Genomic DNA, 19,769 nt, shown 5'->3' with positions numbered 1-19,769 from the left:
TCGTTACTCTTCTACTTTGTTTGTTACTTGAGAGCTTTCAGACACTTCAACCATGACTTGCTTAAACTTCACCGTCATTCGTTCTAGACGTGCTTTTTCAGAGTCCGTTTCAAACTCTTCTAAGGCAATACGTTTAGTAAACACATCCATAGGGCTAAGTTCAGACAGCGTTTCTGCTGACTCTTGCTCTAAGGCTTGGTTACGACGCTCTCTTGCGCGGCGAAGTTGCAGTACTTCAACGTTCAAGCCTTCAGTCAAGGCACGCATACGTTCTTGGAGATCTGAAAGATAATCTTGCGCTTGAACTTCAATCGACAACCAAACGCTCAGTTCGCTATCTAAACCTATGTATTGGTTCAGTTGAGATTCAATTTCACTCAAGTCGCCTTTGATTTCAGCAAGCGGTTGGAATGTCGGGACTGCCAGTTGAGAAATAGTGCGCTCGCCTTCCACAAACTCGACCACACAAACCTGCTTCTGAGATTTAAGCTCATCAAAACTGAGTGGGATTGGAGAGCCGGAATAGCGGATGTATTCACGCTTTGCCACCACTTGCGGGCGGTGAATATGACCAAGTGCAATGTAATCAGCATCAGGGAAACCATCAGCAGCAAAGCCATCAAGGTTACCAACGTAAATATCGCGCACGGAATCTGACTGTTGAACACCCATTGCGGTGAGGTGGCCGGTTGCAATAATTGGCATGTTTTCGCTGTTTTCAAACGTCGCACGCTTTGCGACCGCGGCATCGTAAACACTTTGATAATGCTGCTTAATGGCATCACCCAACTGTTTTTGGCGCTCAACACCAGACACACCAGCTTGACTGGTCAGCACATCACGAGGACGAATAAATGGAATAGCACACACCAAGGCTTCTACATCACCCGTTTTACCTTTGAGCTCGACAACCTGAGTCGCGTGATCTTCATTGGTGTTCGGAATCACGTCTGCACCCATGTACTTCAGTAATTGCTGTGTCTCTTTCAACACAGACACCGAGTCATGGTTACCGCCTAATAACACCAATTGGCAGCCGATCTTGTTCGAGTCGACAACAAATTTGTTATACATCTCACGCGCGTAACTTGGCGGCGTACTGGTATCGAAAATATCGCCAGCAACAATAATCGCGTCGATGTTGTGCTCAGTAACTTGCTCAAGTAACCATTGTAAAAACCGTTCGTGTTCATTCTTACGGCTTTTATTGTAGAAGTTTTGGCCAAGGTGCCAATCGGACGTGTGAAGAATCTTCATTGCTGCTCACTGGAAGTCGGTAATACTCATAATCTACCAAAATAGTTCAGATATTTCCCTTTTATAAGCTTGTGAAAACCAACTAATTTCAGGCTTTGTAGGCTCAGTGTTCAACACGTCATTGAACGTTGTTTGTTATATAAAAAAACCGCTCAAAGTTAGAGCGGTTTGATGTGTAAATCTAGCTAAGTTGAAACTTAATGGTTTGGGCGATTTAGCTGAAGTAAGTCCCATTTGTTGCCGTAGAGATCTTGGAACACAACTACAGTCCCGTACTCTTCTACTCGTGGCTCTTCATTGAATACAACGCCATTTGTTTTCATCAGCTCATAGTCACGCCAAAAATCATTGGTCTGTAGAAACAGAAAAACACGACCACCGGTTTGGTTACCCACGGATTGCTTTTGCTCTTCGTTACTCGCTTGAGCCAGTAATAAGTTCGTTCCGTTTGAATTCGGAGGAGATACCTGTACCCAACGTTTTCCGCCACCTAGATTGGTGTCTTCGATCAGAGTGAATTGAAGTTTCTTGGTATAGAACTCGATCGCATCATCATAGTTCTCTACGACTAACGCGATATTTCCAATTTGTTGTTGGATTAGTTCAGACATCTGTATTTCTCGACTTTGGCAAAAATAGGATTCTACACATTATGACTATATTTACGAAACTATTGAGCCATAAAAAAGCCCACGTAATCACTAGACAACATGGGCCATTTCTGAGATTCAATTGCTAAGCAATTAGAAGTTGTATGAAGCACCCAGTGTTACTGTGCTGAACGCAACATCACGACTTTGTAGTCTATTACCCGTTTGCTTATCGAAGAATTCAATGTTTACTGCATCGGCTTGAGAAATCAGACGAAGTGTCAGGTTTTCTACTGGCGTGTATTCAACACCAACACCGAAATGGAAGCCTGCACCAGAGTCATCATCAAAAGCACTGGCGCTATTTGAGTTTAGATCGACATAGCTCAAGCCCGCCAACACAAACGGACGAATTGAGTTGTCGAAGGTGTAGCCTAGGTTTGCTGCCACAGAAAACGATGTTGGTGAGAATACCTTAGTGCCATATGACTCGTAATCAGCGTAATCTGTATAACCAAGCTCAATACCAACGATACGGTTAAATTGGTAACCACCGTAAAGGCTGTACCCCATGCTTTCAGCGTCTAAACTGCCTGCGCCGTCAGTATCTGAATCTTGATATACACCAAGGCCAGCACCAATGTATGGACCGCCTTCAATACCAGCAGCAAAAGTAGGAAGAGAAACCAAGCCAACTAGGCCCAATAGAAATGTTGATTTAAGCATGAAAATACCCTTTTTAGTTTGTCCTACAGTAACGCTAACCAACCGCTGATAGTTATCCGACACTATTCCACCGGTTGCGTTACTGTTTAAAATAAATTAAATAAACAACTCCGAATGAATAATAAAACATTGTTCATTTACAGAGTGAATGAGAAATTATCACAACATTTTGTGTTCATCAAATGAACAAATAGCGATGTTTAATAAAGTCTCACTTATGAGACTGACTAATTTCATTGCAATTAAATGACAGGAACAAAAAATAGACAAGCCGTTATTTGACTTATAAAACCGACTTAAATCATTAATTCTATGGGTTAATTATGATGTGAGAGAAGTAACTAAATTTAGTTGTATTGATTGTTTTCTTACTCATAAGATTAAAAAACTCACACTATATTCAAATAGAGTGAGTTTTATTTTGTTGAGGTAATTTATTTAGTACAGCCTGCTATTAAAATATATATCAAATTGTATAAATATTATTAACGAGCTTCTGCTAGGCTTGCCAAGTAATTGTTCGTTAAATAGAAGCCACTGAATTTCTCAATAAAATCCTCAGGAACGGTTTTATCGGTTAATCCAGATTCAATTAAAGCCGCTTGCCACTTCTGTACTTTTGGGAAGCCTTCCAACATATCAAAACCAGAACGCTCTTTGATCACCGATGCACGGTGTAATAACGGTAGCCAGGCAATGTCGACGTTAGAGATGTAATCGCCTTTAAAGAATACTGTTTCGCCTAGTTTCTTTTCTGCTTTTAGGAAGGCTTTTTGAAGGTTCGCCAAACGTGTTTCGAAGGTCTCTTTATCTTTACTACCCATAGTGCCGCATTGAGGCATGTAATGTTTGCTCGCCTGATAAGACCAAGCACGATCTAATGCCTTTTGCTCGGCAGTCACCTCTTCAATTGGTGCATATTTATCATCGAGGTATTCAACTATCGCATCAGACTCGAATAATACCATGTCGTTTTCAGTCACTAACACAGGTACTTGACCGTTTGGCGAAATATCCAAGAACCACTGTGGCTTGTCGCTCAGTTCAATATATTCAATTTCAAACGGTACATTCTTCATTACGAGAGAACCCATAACACGTTGAACAAATGGGCAGTTTTTAAAGCTAATCAATTTAATCATGGTGACTCCGAATTAGGTCATTAATTTCTGTTTACACCCCTAAGACGAACACCAAAACCAAAAGACGAGAAATAATTCCATTTTTATGGAAATAGTGAAATACAGAAACTTTGAATCCCTAAATCTGGTCGATTAAACGATCAAAGATATTGCAATAGATGCCATGATCACACCGACGATAAATTCTAATACCTTCCATGCTCTTGGGTTCTTAAACATTGGTGCCAAGAATCGAGCGCCATAACCTAGCGAAAAGAAGAACACAAACGAAGCCGTTACCGCCCCTGCGCCAAATAACATTTGATTAGGTTGATATTGAGTCGAAATAGAACCAAGCAGGACTACCGTATCCAAATAGACGTGCGGGTTTAGCCAAGTGAACGCCAAACACATGGCTATCGCTTTGGTTAATGAATCTTTCGTTTCTGCACTTGCTTCCAGAGCGTGGTTTTCAGTGAATGCAGAGCGGAAGCTTAAGAACGAGTAGACGCCTAAAAAGATGGCTCCGCCATAACGAGCAAATTGCTCTATTTGTGGAAACTGTTTAACAATCGCACCAAAGCCCGTTACCCCAAAACTGATCAGCAGCGCATCAGAAATCGCACACACCGCACAAATGGTCAGAACATGTTGGTTCTTGAGACCTTGTTTTAAAACAAACGCGTTTTGAGAACCAATCGCAAGAATCAGCGAAAGACCAAGAGAAAAACCAGCAAAATAAGTCGACATGAGAAAGGTCTTTAAAAGTAGTTACGAGTGTATGGGCCACAATAGTAGCCAAATTATCATATTGTTAACAAGTGCCCTGTACCTATCAGCGCTTCTTATCACATGTATTTGGCGATTGGCGTAACTTACATGCCAATACTTAGATGTACACATCCGCTTTTTCTAAGACTGACTCTCACTTTAGTTTTCACGCGCATCTCAAACAATTAACAAACTAATCAATTGATTTTAAACACCTTTATTCCTGTGCCTTCACTTTATAAATGTTGTTTTTATTAATAGAATTCAGCTCAAACTTTAAGACTTTAAAATCGATCACAGTGAGATCTTCCTACCATTTCATTGACCAAACGAATGATACAAGTCTGATTGCATATTACCTTTTGACTGCTTTTTGAGCGGGCTTTTCCCACTCGTATAACTGACTTAGTAAGTGCTTGTTAAACAACTTTCCTAAGTATCCGTTTTAGGCAAACAACTATTCAGTCTCACAATGATAAGGATGCAACACAGATGAATCACGGACACAGACTTACCACTCTCGCTTTGGCCATTATGGCTTCGGCTCACGTATCTGCCTCGGCTCTTAATGAAAATAGTCCAGAGCCTCAACCTATCAACTCGCCCTTCATCCAAGATGTAAAAGGGACGATAGTTGAAGATTATTCACGAGAAACCATCCAACCTGTATTTTTCTCTATGAGGATGATGAGTGACGCTGACGAACAACGTGGCGATTGGTTTAACCTCTCGGCAAGTTACACCAGACTCCAAGGCGTGGGTTCTGATGTGGTATACGACTACTTAATGCCCCCTCTTCAACCACAACCTGTCATCGTGGCCGTTCTTGATTCCGGCGTTGATGTGGAACACGAAGATCTTAAAAACAAACTTTGGACCAACGAAGACGAGATCCCAGACAACGGTATTGATGATGATGACAATGGCTACATCGATGATGTTCACGGTTGGAACTTTCTGGGTAACTCACTCGGCATTAACGTTGACCAAGACACATTAGAAGTCACCAGAGAATACAAAAAGTACCTCAAGCTAAAAGAGAAAGGTCATTGGATTCCACGTAAAAAACGAGCTTACTTTAAAGCGGTAGAAGCAGACTACTTGTCTTCTTTGAAAGATGACCAAGATGCATTAAATCGCGTTACTACTGCAACTGAGCAAGCCAATGAGTTCAAAGAACAGATTCTTCAATACGTCGATCAAAAAGACTTTTCTACGAACGGTTTAAAAACACTCTTAGATAATGAGAACGCTAGCGTTGTAACCGCTGCTGAAGGGCTTTTGAGTGTGTTTGATTCATGGTACTCATTTGAATATCTAGAATCGCGTCGCAGTCGATACCAAGACTCTTTAGATTTCCACCTTAACCTAGAGCTTGATACACGTGGTGATATTGTTTGGGACGACATTTCTAACCCTTGGGAAAAAGGATACGGAAACAACGATGTAAAAGGTCCTGTAGGTTCACACGGTACTCACGTGGCGGGAATTATTGCAGCAGAACGTAATAATTTTATTGGTATTGATGGTGTCGCGGATCATGCTCAGATCATGGCAGTACGTATGGTGCCAAACGGCGATGAGCGAGACAAAGACATTGCCAACGCCGTGCGTTACGCAGTCGATAACGGTGCGAAGATCATTAATATGAGTTTTGGTAAAAGTTACTCACCACGTAAGTACATTGTCGACCATGCTTTCCGCTATGCGGCTCGTAAAGGCGTGCTGATTGTTCACTCTGCGGGTAACAGCCGTAACGACAACGACATCAAACCAAGCTTTCCAAACCGCTACGCTAAGCATTACCGCTCGAAGCCTATCTCAACATGGTTAGATGTGGGTGCATCCGCAAAATACGCAGACGAAACCTTAGTCGCAAGCTTCAGTAACTTTGGTCAAAAGTCGGTTGATGTGTTCGCACCGGGCTACCGCATTTTATCAACCACACCCGGTAACACCTATGGTTCGAAAAGTGGTACCAGCATGGCAGCACCTGTTGTGTCTGGCGTCGCGGCATTAGTTTGGTCTCGCTACCCTGACCTATCCGTCAAAGAGCTCAAAGCAATGTTGATGGGCGAATCGAAAGTCTACCCGGAGTTGCTGGTTAAAAAGCCTTCTAGCCCTGACGATCTGGTTCCGTTCAGCACACTTTCAATCTCAGGAAGTGTTGTCGATGCCGAAGCCATTTTCGCGGAGCTAGAAACTCGCTAACGCTTTAATCATCTGTTATTGATTCAGAGTTAAAAGGTTGCTATCAGCAACCTTTTTGTTTTTGGACATTAGCTTCTGAGCTTGCACTAGCGCAGTTCGATAGTCATAAATTGACTGTGAGGATCGAGCTCGTAATCTGCAAAAGGTTCGCAATAACCAAAGCCAAATTTTTCATACAAGTTACGCGCAGGTTTGAAGTAATCTTCAGAGCCAGTTTCTAAACTGATTTGTCGATATTGGCGAGCGATTGCTGTATCTAAAACATGTTGTAAAAGTTGGCTAGCAACGCCAGATTTACGAGCAAATTGAGAGGTTCTCATCGACTTGAGTTCAGCATGTTGAGTGGACAGTTCTTTAATCGCGACACAGCCCAGTAATTGGCTGTCTTTCCATGCGCTGAAAAATGTTATCTCTGGTGACTTTAGTCCATCAAGATCAAGGGCATGAACACTTTCTGGAGGTGATGTCGCATACATATCAGCTAAATGCTCTTCAAGTAGCTCAATCACCTCTCCACCAGACAAGTCATCAATTTTTATTTCCATAACTCTTTAATTATCCTTAATAAATTTTTAATCCGTTTTAGGTACAGTAAAATTACGGTACTCTCGATAAATCATGAATATCATACTTCGCTTCCATAGTCTCGCGGCAATTAATGTGTCTTATTGCATTCGACTTGTTGCAATACAACAAAGGATACATTGTGTATCGCTGCGAAGCTCATAAGTTCACACCAAGCACCTGTTTCCGGTGAGAGGATAGATTACCAGGTCGATATGAGTATCCAATTAGACTTAACCACAGCCATACCTTGCCAGAACTTTGATTCCGCTCAGGGCTACATGACTCTTCAAGATCATCGTGTTATTGATGTTGATAATAACATTGCCAAGATATTTGGTTACGCCAGTAAAGAATCACTTCTTAAGAACGTCGACTTTGTCTATTCAATGGTGCCCGAGCATTTCCATGGAGCCATGCGCGAACGTTACCTGACGGCAATAAAAGGACAACTTCTAAAAGGAAAGCTCTATACCGACATCGTCATTAACGGGCGTAACTTGTCTTTGTTTAGCATTGCCCAAGGTATTCAGGTCAACAAGCGCCCTGCACTTCGCGTAATGATCATTGATATCACCTCCGTGATCGCAGCTGAGCGTCATAATAAAGAAAAAGACCAGATGTACCAATCTCTGCTCAACAGCTCTAAACAAGGCATACTTGTCCATAGAAACTTCAAACCACTGATGGTTAATCAAGCTTGGGTTGATCTACAGGGCGCAAAATCGGTTGAACAGGTGTTGGCCATGGATTCGATCATTTCAATCATTCCACCAGAAAACCGACTGAATGCCATGAAACGTTGCCAGAGCATACTCAAAGGTAGTCCGCCAAATTTCAGTTCAGTTGTTGAAAACCAATGCTTTGATGGCAGTAAAAAGCACTTCAACATCTACGACAACATCATTAATTGGCAAGGCGAAAAAGCAATTCAAGTGGTGATAGAAGACGTTTCAGATAAGGTAATATTGGAACAGGAACTTTTACATCGCGCCCTTCATGACGACCTAACACAAGTGCTCAATCGCAGCGCTATTTACGATTGGCTGAAAAAGCCGTTAAGTGATCAAACTGAGATGTCTTGTTTGTTGCTGGACATTGATGACTTCAAAAAGATTAACGATCAATTTGGCCACAGTGTGGGTGATGAAGTGATTCGCACCCTTGCACAAATCATCAAGAAGCACGTTAAAGCGTTAAACGGTGTTGTTGGACGCTGGGGCGGCGAAGAGTTTATCGTCTTCTTTCCTAAAGCCCGAACGAATCAAGCAACTGCGCTAGCCACTGCCGATTCACAAGCAAGAGTTGTAGGCGAACGTATCTGCGAAGAGTTTCGCACACGTCAGTTCTTGGGGTTCAATCGCACTAAATTTCAATCAAGCGTCAGTATTGGCATTACCGACACCTGCATCGTTCGTACCAGCAACTCCCTCAATACATTGATTCGAGTTACAGATGATGCGCTCTATCGTGCTAAATTAAACGGAAAAAATAGAGTCTCGGTAAACCATGAAGGTGCATGTGTAGCGTGTGGACAGTGAAATAATTGCTAAGTATCAATAAAGGTCATTTAAACTAGTAAACTGAGCCAAGATTTTCTTGTTATTTTTAGGTTCTAGTTTACTATGCGCCACCCCAATTTTTTCAGCAAATACTGCAGGCAAACATGTCCGCCAACGCGCTCTATACCGACCTATCTGGTTACTATGATTTAATGTGTGTTGATATTGACTACCAAGCGCAAAGTAACTGCGTTCGTAGGCTACATCAGATTTTTGGAAATGAAGGAAAAACTCACCTAGACCTTGGTTGTGGTACAGGTCCTCACGTTCGTCACTTTATTGATTACGGCTATCAAAGCAATGGACTTGACCTAAACCAACCCATGTTAGACATCGCTCAAATACGCTGCCCGGAAGCGAACTTTTCAGTGCAGAACATGAGTAATTTTGAAGTCTCTGAGCCGTTCGACCTTATTACTTGTTTCTTGTATTCCATCCACTACAACGATGGCATCGAGAAGCTAAAAGAGTGCATTGCCAGCGTTCATAAAGCGCTAAAACAAGGCGGTGTGTTCTGCTTCAATGTGGTAGACAAAGACAAGATCTGTAATGATCTTTTTGTTCGACACACAACTAACAAAGAGCAGGATGATTTTACTTTCCGTTCGGGTTGGTATTATTCAGGTGAAGGTGACAAACAGGCGTTGAAACTCCGTATAGAGAAGACAACCGCTGGTGAAACTCAAATATGGGTTGATGAACACCCAATGGTGGCCTTCTCGTTCCAAGAGTTGATTGAAATACTCAAAGCCTACTTTGAAGTTCATGTCTTTGAACACGATTACGATAAGTTGTTGCCGTGGGATACCCAATCGGGCAATGCTCTTATTACTTGTGTAAAAAGCTAACACTTTTCGACACCTAAGCTCGCTCAAGTTACGAGCGCCCAAATCAAAAGAACCCACACGACTTTAAGTCATGTGGGTTCTTTTTTTAAATGTATCTATCGAATCAACGCAGGTTGATTAGAAGTCTGCAGTCATACCTACGTAGTAAGTACGTGCCTCTTCAACATAACCAATGTACTCTAACTCTTCCGATACTGACTCATCTGTTAGATTTGAAATACCTGCGCGTAGTCGCACTGAATCATTCACATTGTAAACCGTACCGATGTTCAATGTTGTATAAGCGTCTTGCGTTAGGTCGCCGTCAATCTGACGCTCACCACGGTAACGCGCACTCACAAAGGTACTTAGATCGTAAGTTGGGTTCCAGTTAAGCTTCACAAAGCCTGAATGCTTGTAACGCTCAAGTAGCTCTTCACCTGTCGACTTGTCTTCTGTATCTAGGTAAGTGTAGTTACCAGAAACGGCCCACTCGTCAGAGATTTGGTACATACCGCCAAGCTCAACACCTTGAATGATAGCTTCAGACACGTTTTGGTACGTCTTCGCGCCTAAATCTCCCGTTGGTGTACCGTCAGGGTTTTCACATTGAAGAGCACTTTCGTTCCAATCACCACCTTGCGGGCAGTAACCCTGCGTTCTTTCGATTAGGTCATTAATCTCATTACGGAATAATGCAGCTTCTACATTCCAACGTGGTTGTGTGTATACCGTCGCAAGTTCGTAGTTAATGCTTGTCTCTGGATTTAGGTCTTCATTACCCACCAACGCACAACCGCCCTTACAGCTTGATACTGTGTAGTCAGATTGGTTTTGAGTCAAGGTTGGCGCCTTGAATGCCTTGCCTACACCACCTTTGATGATTAGGTCATTCGTTGTTTGGTGAACCAAATACACTCGTGGGCTGAACTCTTCGCCGTACAATTCGTGCTTATCCAAACGACCACCGATCGTTGCGGTTAGGCTGTCTGTCATGACCCATTGGTCTTGTACAAACAATGCACCTTGATATGCTTCAGACGTTCCGCTTGATAGGTTTTCTTTGTTAGTTAATTCACTTAACTGGTAGTCCATACCAAATGTCAGCGTGTGGCTGTCACCAAGGTAAGTAGTAGCAGATGCTTCAACAATTTGAGTTAGCTCTTCGATATCGCTGCTGAAGTTGTTGCCTAGATCAGCTGCATCATTATCTGTTACGTTCTCGCGTGAATAACGAACTTGAGTATCACCCCAGCTCCAGAAACCACTGTGTGTAATTGCTTGGCTGTGACGCACTACACGAGTGTCTGACTCAATAACCGATTTTGCACTTTCTGCCGCTGATTCACGTTCGTCGTCGCTGTAACCAAAATCAAAATCGATCGTTTGATTATCCGTCGCATGCCATGACAGGCTTGCTAATAGGCTAAGAGTGTCGCGGCCTTCTAGTGCAGTAATGTCTTCACGATCATAACCAGAACTGTGTGTACCTGAGTATGGCTGCCATGCATTACGACTAGTTTGGTTTACAGAAACACGTGCGTACAACTCATCTTCAATTAGAGCACCTGATGTCGTTAAGCCAACCGAGTATTCTTGGCCGCCGTTACCATCCATAGGTGAAGAGTTGTCCATGCTTAGTGTAGAGCTCCAATCGTTTTCTGGAGCCTTCGTGATGATGTTAATTGTGCCGCCCATACCATCTGAACCGTAAAGTGCAGACATTGGGCCACGGATGATTTCAACACGTTCGATCGAATCAGCAGGGATAGTAGAAAGATCGAAGTCATTACCACGGATGATAGCGCTCGCCGAACTTAGACGACGGCCGTTTACCATGATAAGCGTGTAATCAGAATCCATACCACGAATAGAGATCATTTGACGGCCAGCACGTGTGCTATCGAAGTCAGACTCGACACTCGTTGATTCAGCAACGATATCTGCCAAGGTAATGCCTGGGCTGTCTTCGATGTCTTGAGCGGTGATAACCGACATTGAAGCTGGTGCTTGTTTTAACGCCATCTCTGTACGAGTAGCCGTAACTACCATTTGCTCATCTGTATCCTTCACTTCCTCTTGCGCTAATAGGTTTGGCGAAAGTGAAGTACAAATAACAGCGACTGCGATCGATAAAGGCTTACGAGTAAAAAGGGATCTCTCAGACATGATATTCATTCTTATATGTGATTGGTAATGATAATGGTTTGCATTAAACAGCCTGCTACCACTCTTATCAATGAAAGTTTCATGTCAAAAATCGATTCTCGTTATTCACCTTTCAAATAAGCCAAAAGACCCATATTCATTACTATAGGTAATCAAAAATCACATTCACCATTCAAATACCTTAAGCGTATAAGTCTTTGAATAGCTCTCGCACCCAACGGCACATAGGGTCATTGTGGAAACGTTTATGCCAGTAAAGGTACACATCTTCTGACGGGCTTCTGATCGCTTTCGGTACACGTTTGCAAATTAAGTCACGTTGCTTTGCCGCTTGTGTAGCAAACGGTGTAGGAAGATGGAAGATGATGTCAGTCGTCTCTGCAATATCTGCAGCGATGTTGAAATTAGACAGCTGAATTGGGATCGATAGCTGGCGCTGTTTATCAATCAAGCCTAGGTCTTTAAATCGGTTCTCAATCGAGAGCTTCTTGTCGCCTTGCAGAGAAATCTGCCCCAACTGACTGTTGAGCAAGTCATCGACTGTGATCTCTTTGTCGGCCAACGGATGGTCTTTGCTCATCAATAAGCGATAATCACGGCTAATTACGAACATTCGGTACAAGTTCTGCTCTGAGCTTAATGGCTCATGTGTCGACAGTACAAAGTGCGCATCGCCAGACAGTAAAGGCTCGAAATGACGCTTCGGAATGGAATCGATATCGACAACCATGTTCGGTGCTTGCTTACGAATCTCAGAAACGACCTTAGGTAACAAGTGAGAAACCTGTGGAACCAAGCCGAAAAAACGAACGGTGCTGTCACTCGCTTGTGGTTCAAAAACATCCCCGTGAACTAGCTTCTCTAAACGTGTCAGTACAGAATTAAGATCTTGCTTAATGGCTTCAGCTTTTGGTGTTAGCTCATAACCGTAAGCCGCTCTAACTAACAAGTCATCGTTAAACACCGTGCGTAGCTTTTGCAGCGAACGACTCACGGTTGGCTGACTCATATCAAGCGCCAATGCAGTGTTGGATACGTGCTTTTCTTCAAGAAGGTGTTTTAAGATGACTAAGAGGTTAAGGTCGACTTGCGCTAGATTCATTATTTAAATATTCACAAAATTGAAAATTCAGTGTGCGCATAGTGCAGTTTTCAGACATGTAATACAATTGATAATCACTCTTATTTTGATCTAAAGCAAAGTCTCTTGTCGCTCTAGCCGCTATGTGTGCCGTCAGTAAAGTGGTGACATCAATAACACCGAAGTCATGAGTGGATTTGAATTAGCCAATGAAAAAAAGAGAGGCACGTTGGCCTCCCTTTTATCATTTACTTTAAGGTACTTAGTCTAGAGAGCTAGTTGATTACTGCTTTGTCCAAGCATCTTGCCAGTATTGGCTATCTCCTGGAGCGTAAGATGCGCTTGCACACCACGCTGTGTATGGCCAAGGCTTACATTCGTATAACCCATTGTCGATGCCGACTACAATATCGCCCGCTTCATAATTCGTTCCGGCTTCATACGGAGGGTAATCACCTGGAGGTGGCGTTGTGCCGCCCTCTTCTTTGATAGCGAATGAATTATCGACCATCACCATTTCGCCATCTGTTGCTTTACCTACGACTTCAAGCTTGTATTGGCCTTCGGCTACATCGTACAGATCCATTGTGGTTGCACGGCTGTCAGTTAGGTTAACTTTAGTCTGCTCAACCACGTTGCCTGCGCTGTTAATCACCATCGCTGTTACATCTAACGCTTCGTTTGATGTCAGTGTGAACTCTAAACGTACATTGCCGTTATCCAGTACATATTCCGACTTAAGGCCAGATACTTGCAGTTCTGGGTCGTCACCCGGATCAGGGTTGCCACCACATGAGCTGTCTGAAACCTTTCTCCAAACACCCCACTCACCTGTCGTTCCTGGCTCTTCGCCACGGGTATACCAGCCTGCACCCCACGTTGCGCCGTCGTGTGATACTTGGTCACCTTCAACATAAACGGTGTCGGCATCCCATTCAGCTGCACAGTTGGAGCCATCAGTCACAGACACTTTACGCTCTGCAGTGACGGTTTGATGAGCGCTGTCTGTCACACTGTATACAAGCGTGTAGTTGCCCATTTCATTCACATCGACACTGCCCGTGTGTGTAATAGAACTCGTTAGATCACCATCTTCGGCATCGTTTGCAGTCACACCAGCCATTGGATCAAATGCAGTACCAAGTATTACTGTTGTATCTGAAACACCATCGAAAACTGGTTTTTGGCTGTAAACTTCTACCGTTCTTGCCTTCGTTGTTTCATTGTTGTCGCTGTCTTTCACACGGTAAGTCAGAACATAAGTACCGATAACACTGGTTTCAACGTAACCTTCAACATCGATCGATGATGTTAAGTCGCCATCTTCTTTATCTGTTGCGGTTACACCTTCCATCGGGTCGAAAGCCGTTCCGTGTAGAACGCGCGAGTTCTCAACACCTTTCAGTACGGGTTCACCTTCAACCGGTGGCGGCGTTACTTGACCATGAACAAAAGGGCCGTAGTCTTTAATGAACTGTTCGTTGTATTGCTGGCCGTTCTTGTTGGTACCCATGTCCCAGTTGATAGACCAAGTCATTACACCACGTAGAGGCTGACCTTGCGCCGTTAGGCTATCGAATGCGTCGTACAAATCTTGTGGCTCTTGCACAAAACCCGTCGCTGCAGCATCGATACTTGAAGGGATACCAAACACAAGTTTGTCGTGTGGGATCTTGTGGAAGCCACGCGTACCGTTGATTAGAGAATCAGAGATGTAGTAGATGAACTCTTCTTTGAGCGCATCATTGTTTTGAGCGATCCAACCGACACCTTCAACCCAGATGCCATCGCCACCTTGGTTGTAAAACTGTGGGTTAATCCAGTCGTAGTAACCTTCTAGATTATCGATGTAAGGTACGTATTTTCCGCCAGTCGTTAGATACGGGAACTCAGGCGCCATAGTAATAAGGAAGTTTTTTCCTTCAGCACGATAGTGTTCTTTCACTAGCTTTAGTGCATCAGGAATTACCGTTTGGTTGTTTGCTGCTGTTACAGCCGCTTGCTCAAGGTCGATATCAAGACCGTCAAAGCCGTAGCGTTCAGTAAGACGAATGATCTCATCAGCAAAGGCTCTTTCATCACCGGTTTCAAGTTCTACGTGTGCATCGGCACCACCCAGCGCTATCAGTACAGAGCGACCTTGCTTGTTGAGTTCAGAGATTTGGTCAATAAATTGTTCTTCTGAAAGCCCAATGGTTGGGTCCAGTTTAAAAGTTGGGATTCGACCATCAGCCACGTCGTAAACCTTCATGAATGACACATTCACAATGTTGTACATCGGGTTCACTTCGTCCAGTGTCACACATGGCGCACTACCGCCTTGGTAACCACCACCATCACACCAGTTGTGCCAATAACCCACCACGACACCAGAATCTGGATTTGTCATGTCTGAACCATTCGCATAAACAGCGCCAGACATAGCCGCCATGCCGACCGATACTGCTAATTGTAGAGCTTTACGTTTCAACATTAGTCCCACTTCCTTACTCAACAGCTGTGCCAATCACAACCGAACCAATTCATTTTAGCCATGAATATTTATAGATAAGTAATGGAATTTATAGGAAAAGATGACCTTTCATTTAACTTGTGATTTTAAGTCACAGATTGAATATTAGAATCAATATGATTTTGACTTTTCATTCAAACTAGAATGCTAAAAATAGATATTTATCGCTCAAATCATTTATCAGAAAAATAAGTCAAGCCACTTAATTCACCGAGGTAATTAAGTGACTTCTAAAATAATCCAATAGGTAAAAATGTTGAGTTAAAAAATGAAAACCCACCTTCGCAGCCCCCGCCAGAACTGGCGATAGGAAGTTTTTCATTGCGAGTAACATCACTAAAATCAATGAGCACAAATAGCTTAAAACATGCTAGGGGTTTAGGTCGAAAATTGAAGTTCAAAGTAATAAAGCATACTTTTTGGCGGTTTAAATCTTAAACTTTGAGGCTATTCATTCGCCAACAGATGAATAATAAGTCTCAATTTTGGAAATAAAATTCATCTTATTATTTTCATTAAGCTGATTAATACCAGCTGCGGCTTTTCTCCCACCACCCGTATCAAAACTAGAGCAAATTTCGTCAGCACCCGTCCTATTGGATAACGGTGCTCGCAAACTCACAGTATAAGATTCGCCATCTTGGTTTTTGGTTAACACGGCTTGCGCTCGATCTGGATCTTGATTAACGATTTCGTTCCCAAAAACGCCACTAATACGCCTTGCCCAAGTTTCCCCTGGCAACTCAAACACTCGTGCGACCTCACTCTCGTAGATTGGGATTAGGTTTGATAATTGTTGGTTGTCAGTTTGATAAGCGGCACGAAGTTGATAAAACACGGAGTCTTTATCATCCAAGAGATCAAACGGGTTCGAATATTGATAAAGAGCTTGGTAAAGCTCAGTTGGCGTGAAGTGCAAATCACTCAACGACGAGCCATAGCCGTTGTAATTAATGAGCGTACCCAGTTCTTCTAAAAAGTCAGTTTGAGATTGCTCAAAGCCACTAGATGTTGCTAGTCGTGTCGCTACCGCTTTTAAGTTATCACCAAATGCCGCCGCAATTGCCCATGCAATATACTCACCCTTTAGCTTTTGGTTGATTAATAAACTGGTGCAACATTCCGGAGCTGTGTTAATCAGCGTATCAAGGTACTTAGATTGAGGAATATCTCCCGTGCGGTGATGATCGCAATAAAACACCTCTATATCGTTATCGAGTAACGACTGTAATGCAGGTAAGTTCTTCTCCATCGACACATCCAACACAGTGACAGAGTCTACGCTCGCGTGATCGTCCTGCTCTGCGATTTGGGACACGGCTTGAGAAACCAACTTAATATCACGCTTTACGCCAGTAATGAGCACGCTATCTTTTGGCTCTTTTAAGCGCAATTGCAGTAAGGCGATAATGCCGTCTGCATCTCCATTGAATACGTCGTAATGCATGTTGTTCCTCTTCCTATGAGATTCCGTCTCGGTTTACAAGTGAGCCAAAGAAGGCTCTATCGTGCTTGTGCTTGACACCATTTTAACGTTATTGCACAGATACTTAAGTCTATTTTGGAATGCCTTATTCTTATTTCGATAAACAGCACTGAGAGCAAAACCGTAAAACATAGAACTATTTGACTTATTGTATGACATATATCACAGCAACTATTATCCAAATGATCATAAAATAAGCATCCCCCACTCAAAGATAAAGATGCGAATGAACACGACTACAACTCTCATTTATGACACTTTAAAAGGCCTTGCTGCCCAGGCTCCTGAGCAACATGCCGAGATCCGCCAGCGATTATATGAGCAATTAAGCTTGCCGTTTAACAAACAACTTTCCTTATATGCCAATGTGTTAGGGCCTATCAGTTCAGGTAAGCTGTCGGGCTGCGACAATATTGATAAAGCTGTAGGTTTAGCGCTCGAAGTCTTAGAAGGCAGAAGCAAGTAAACACCTTTGATTATACAATCTACGTACTCGCTTAACTAAGCAACACTGAAACGACCCTGCTCCTCCCCCCTCGGGTCGTTTCTTCAAACTCCCTATCCATATTCTAGTCATACTAATCCGCTGACTATTCTGTGCCTGCAGTATAAGTTTACCCAACATATTAGATCTTAAATGCCAGACACAAAAAAGGCGCAGATAATCCGCGCCTTAGGTATTAGTTGCTTATGTCGAGCTTATGAAGTCTTGAACTGCGCTACGGCTTGGTCCATATCATTCGCTTGCTCTGCAACTTTATCGACTTCAATTAAACAGTGTTGAGCTGATGCGTTGTTGTCGTTCGAGATGGTGTTCAGCTCTGTGATTGAATCACTCACTTGCGCCATTACAGCACCCTGCTCTTCAATCGCTGATGCAATACGTTCAGAATTACCTTGAATGCTTTCCATGTCGCTCAAGATAAGCTGCAGGCTAGCATCTAGCTCTTCAGAATCTTTCAGAGTCAGTTGGCCTTGCTGATTACATTCGCCAATCTCGGTCATTGAAGCGTTCATTTGACTCTGTATTGCTGTCACAACGCTGGTGATTTCAGTGGTCGATTGATGCGTTCTGCTTGCAAGAGCTCGAACTTCATCCGCAACAACAGCAAAGCCTCGGCCTTGTTCGCCCGCACGCGCTGCTTCAATCGCTGCATTCAATGCCAGCAAGTTGGTTTGTTCTGCAATACCTTGGATGATGTTGACTGCATCTCCGATTTGGTCAACATGATGATTCAGTGAGCTAATTGAGTCTTGGCTACTTGATAGACGCTCAGACAACTGAGTAATGTTGTTGATGGTGTCGACAACCACTTCACGGCCTTTATCGGCATTCACTTTCGCTTGATGAACCCCTTCAGCCGCAACCGATGTACTTTCCGAGATTTCTCCAATCGTTAGTACCATCTCTTGAACAGATGTGGTCATAGTCGACGTATGGTTTGCTTGAACCTCAAATTGTTTGATTACTGACTCTAGCTCATCGTGCATGTTAGAGGTACTTTGAGTCAGTTGTAGAGACTTAGATTGAGAGGCAGAAATCAAGCCTTCAAGCTGATCAAGCAACTGATTGAAGTATTGACCTAGTGTGCTCAACTCGTCTTTACCATCAAGATGTGAACGAATCGACACATCGTTGGAATCGACAATATTACGGATCACCGAAAGCAGTGATTCAATTTTGCCAATGATAGAGCGAACGATTAACCAGCTGAACAAAATGATCGACACAAGCAATGTGACGCAAAGGATGTTGTTGATCAGCGATAGTTTGTCCATCTCCTTTTGAGTTTCTTGGTCCAGTACGGCTGAAAACTCTTTAAACTGAGTTTCAATCACGTGAGAACCTGCACGCGCTTGACCAAGCAGGCCTTCGTTGTGCTTCAAGCCAATGAGTTGTTTTTGCTCGACCACTTGCTTTGCTGTTTGTAGCAAAGCACTGGAACTTGATGACAGCATGCTCGGATCAAAGGTGCCCTTTTCAATCAGGTCGTTAAAAAGATAAAGCTCAACTTTTTGCTCTGGATTTGCGGTTGCACTCATACTGTCTAACACTTCATGAAACTGCCCTAATAAGCCTTTGTCTCTTGCCAGTCCATAAACTTCCGTCGCCTTGACCAACTCTACAAAACTCGTGTGGTAAGCCTCGATGTCTTCACGTAAGTGTGTACTGTTTACTAAACCTAAATCGTTCAGAACCACATTGAGTTGTGATTCTGAAGCCAAAAATTTGTTGTAGTTTACGTCGAACTTATCAAGGTACTTCATATCATTTCGCAACAAGAAGTCTTTCTCATTACGGCGGAGGTTAAGCAGGCGAACTTCCAGCTCTTTAGTGATTTGTTTGGCTTCGCTCATTTGAGCAGTTGTATCTGCGAATTGCGAGGTAGTAAACAGCAATGAAATCATGCCGAAAATGGAAAACATTCCCAATGAATAGAGCTTTTTCTTTATATCCATAGATGTGACTCGTCTTTACTAAATTTAGGTATCTAAGGCTGGGCGTTTGACTGTGTTATCTTGCCCATGCTATTTCGTTATTTTTATCTTTTTACCAATAATGGGCGCTTTACAGGGGCTGTTTTGCCTCTATATCTCGCTATTGCACATTCATTGAAAATGCAAATAATAGCACTCACTAAAGTTAAAATTATCAATAACACAAATTGGTACGATGTACATTAGCAAGATTATAAAATTGGGATACAAAGGTTTCTCATGTTTGATACAAACGTTAAAAACAGTCCTGACACCTTTAAAACAAAGGGGTCTGTAGATTTTCTCACCGCACCTTTTGTTTAGATGAGTTCCTGTAATAAGTCCTTAATTTTAGTAAACAAATCACTAATCAATGAGCGTCGGAACCACTCACCAAATAGTAAAAAGCCGACA

15 protein-coding genes are annotated in these 19,769 nt (G+C 42.9%); 4 read left to right on the top strand and 11 right to left on the bottom strand.

Annotated elements, in window-relative coordinates; genetic code table 11:
- Positions 1-3: 3 nt before the first annotated feature.
- From sbcD to L0992_07665, 5 genes are all read right to left on the bottom strand, one after another.
- Positions 4-1,257, bottom strand: coding sequence for an exonuclease subunit SbcD (gene sbcD, locus L0992_07685; GenBank protein ID XGB68553.1), 1,254 nt, complete (start codon positions 1,255-1,257; stop codon positions 4-6).
- 197 nt (positions 1,258-1,454) lie between these two features.
- Positions 1,455-1,868: a VOC family protein gene (locus tag L0992_07680; protein ID XGB68552.1), complete on the bottom strand. Its 414-nt coding sequence runs from the start codon at positions 1,866-1,868 to the stop codon at positions 1,455-1,457.
- 132 nt (positions 1,869-2,000) lie between these two features.
- Positions 2,001-2,573 carry a porin family protein gene (locus L0992_07675; GenBank protein ID XGB68551.1) on the bottom strand — a complete coding sequence of 191 codons (573 nt, stop codon included), beginning with the start codon at positions 2,571-2,573 and terminating at the stop codon, positions 2,001-2,003.
- Between the two features lie 485 nt (positions 2,574-3,058).
- Positions 3,059-3,715 carry a glutathione S-transferase family protein gene (locus L0992_07670; GenBank protein ID XGB68550.1) on the bottom strand — a complete coding sequence of 219 codons (657 nt, stop codon included), beginning with the start codon at positions 3,713-3,715 and terminating at the stop codon, positions 3,059-3,061.
- Between the two features lie 132 nt (positions 3,716-3,847).
- Positions 3,848-4,444 (bottom strand): LysE/ArgO family amino acid transporter, encoded by a 597-nt coding sequence (locus L0992_07665; protein XGB68549.1) that lies wholly within the window; start codon positions 4,442-4,444, stop codon positions 3,848-3,850.
- Between the two features lie 513 nt (positions 4,445-4,957).
- On the opposite strand from L0992_07665, the gene L0992_07660 reads away from it, so the two are divergent.
- Positions 4,958-6,676: a S8 family peptidase gene (locus tag L0992_07660; protein XGB68548.1), complete on the top strand. Its 1,719-nt coding sequence runs from the start codon at positions 4,958-4,960 to the stop codon at positions 6,674-6,676.
- Positions 6,677-6,762: 86 nt separating this feature from the next.
- On the opposite strand, the gene L0992_07655 is transcribed toward L0992_07660, so the two are convergent.
- A complete protein-coding gene (locus L0992_07655) occupies positions 6,763-7,221 on the bottom strand; it encodes a GNAT family N-acetyltransferase (protein XGB68547.1) in 459 nt (152 codons plus the stop codon).
- 234 nt (positions 7,222-7,455) lie between these two features.
- On the opposite strand from L0992_07655, the gene L0992_07650 reads away from it, so the two are divergent.
- Complete coding sequence (locus L0992_07650; GenBank protein ID XGB68546.1) at positions 7,456-8,781, top strand: sensor domain-containing diguanylate cyclase; 1,326 nt, start codon at positions 7,456-7,458, stop codon at positions 8,779-8,781.
- Positions 8,782-8,906: 125 nt separating this feature from the next.
- Positions 8,907-9,650 (top strand): class I SAM-dependent methyltransferase, encoded by a 744-nt coding sequence (locus tag L0992_07645; protein ID XGB68545.1) that lies wholly within the window; start codon positions 8,907-8,909, stop codon positions 9,648-9,650.
- Positions 9,651-9,767: 117 nt separating this feature from the next.
- Here the strand turns inward: L0992_07645 and L0992_07640 are convergent, their stop codons facing one another.
- The 4 genes from L0992_07640 to L0992_07625 all read right to left on the bottom strand — a co-directional run bounded on the left by L0992_07640 (position 9,768) and on the right by L0992_07625 (position 16,838).
- Complete coding sequence (locus L0992_07640; protein ID XGB68544.1) at positions 9,768-11,798, bottom strand: TonB-dependent receptor; 2,031 nt, start codon at positions 11,796-11,798, stop codon at positions 9,768-9,770.
- A 181-nt stretch (positions 11,799-11,979) separates the two neighbouring features.
- Positions 11,980-12,900, bottom strand: a complete 921-nt coding sequence (locus tag L0992_07635) for a LysR family transcriptional regulator (GenBank protein ID XGB68543.1) — start codon at positions 12,898-12,900, stop codon at positions 11,980-11,982.
- A gap of 262 nt (positions 12,901-13,162) precedes the next feature.
- Positions 13,163-15,352, bottom strand: coding sequence for a glycosyl hydrolase family 18 protein (locus L0992_07630; protein ID XGB68542.1), 2,190 nt, complete (start codon positions 15,350-15,352; stop codon positions 13,163-13,165).
- 490 nt (positions 15,353-15,842) lie between these two features.
- Positions 15,843-16,838 (bottom strand): DHH family phosphoesterase, encoded by a 996-nt coding sequence (locus tag L0992_07625; GenBank protein XGB68541.1) that lies wholly within the window; start codon positions 16,836-16,838, stop codon positions 15,843-15,845.
- A 265-nt stretch (positions 16,839-17,103) separates the two neighbouring features.
- Here L0992_07625 and L0992_07620 point away from each other — a divergent pair, with 265 nt between their 5' ends.
- Positions 17,104-17,343, top strand: coding sequence for a PAS factor family protein (locus tag L0992_07620; protein ID XGB68540.1), 240 nt, complete (start codon positions 17,104-17,106; stop codon positions 17,341-17,343).
- A gap of 233 nt (positions 17,344-17,576) precedes the next feature.
- Here L0992_07620 and L0992_07615 read toward each other — a convergent pair whose 3' ends face one another.
- Positions 17,577-19,286 carry a methyl-accepting chemotaxis protein gene (locus L0992_07615; GenBank protein ID XGB68705.1) on the bottom strand — a complete coding sequence of 570 codons (1,710 nt, stop codon included), beginning with the start codon at positions 19,284-19,286 and terminating at the stop codon, positions 17,577-17,579.
- Positions 19,287-19,769 lie beyond the last annotated feature (483 nt).

The organism is Vibrio pomeroyi (genome assembly GCA_041879425.1).
GTDB classification, from domain to species: domain Bacteria; phylum Pseudomonadota; class Gammaproteobacteria; order Enterobacterales; family Vibrionaceae; genus Vibrio; species Vibrio pomeroyi_A.
This window is presented reverse-complemented; position numbering and strand designations above follow the sequence as displayed.

Coding starts and splice junctions, on each gene's coding strand:
- sbcD (XGB68553.1), bottom strand. CDS start 1,257: ATGAAGATTCTTCACACGTCCGATTGGCACCTTGGCCAAAACTTCTAC.
- L0992_07680 (XGB68552.1), bottom strand. CDS start 1,868: ATGTCTGAACTAATCCAACAACAAATTGGAAATATCGCGTTAGTCGTA.
- L0992_07675 (XGB68551.1), bottom strand. CDS start 2,573: ATGCTTAAATCAACATTTCTATTGGGCCTAGTTGGCTTGGTTTCTCTT.
- L0992_07670 (XGB68550.1), bottom strand. CDS start 3,715: ATGATTAAATTGATTAGCTTTAAAAACTGCCCATTTGTTCAACGTGTT.
- L0992_07665 (XGB68549.1), bottom strand. CDS start 4,444: ATGTCGACTTATTTTGCTGGTTTTTCTCTTGGTCTTTCGCTGATTCTT.
- L0992_07660 (XGB68548.1), top strand. CDS start 4,958: ATGAATCACGGACACAGACTTACCACTCTCGCTTTGGCCATTATGGCT.
- L0992_07655 (XGB68547.1), bottom strand. CDS start 7,221: ATGGAAATAAAAATTGATGACTTGTCTGGTGGAGAGGTGATTGAGCTA.
- L0992_07650 (XGB68546.1), top strand. CDS start 7,456: ATGAGTATCCAATTAGACTTAACCACAGCCATACCTTGCCAGAACTTT.
- L0992_07645 (XGB68545.1), top strand. CDS start 8,907: ATGTCCGCCAACGCGCTCTATACCGACCTATCTGGTTACTATGATTTA.
- L0992_07640 (XGB68544.1), bottom strand. CDS start 11,798: ATGTCTGAGAGATCCCTTTTTACTCGTAAGCCTTTATCGATCGCAGTC.
- L0992_07635 (XGB68543.1), bottom strand. CDS start 12,900: ATGAATCTAGCGCAAGTCGACCTTAACCTCTTAGTCATCTTAAAACAC.
- L0992_07630 (XGB68542.1), bottom strand. CDS start 15,352: ATGTTGAAACGTAAAGCTCTACAATTAGCAGTATCGGTCGGCATGGCG.
- L0992_07625 (XGB68541.1), bottom strand. CDS start 16,838: ATGCATTACGACGTATTCAATGGAGATGCAGACGGCATTATCGCCTTA.
- L0992_07620 (XGB68540.1), top strand. CDS start 17,104: ATGAACACGACTACAACTCTCATTTATGACACTTTAAAAGGCCTTGCT.
- L0992_07615 (XGB68705.1), bottom strand. CDS start 19,286: ATGATTTCATTGCTGTTTACTACCTCGCAATTCGCAGATACAACTGCT.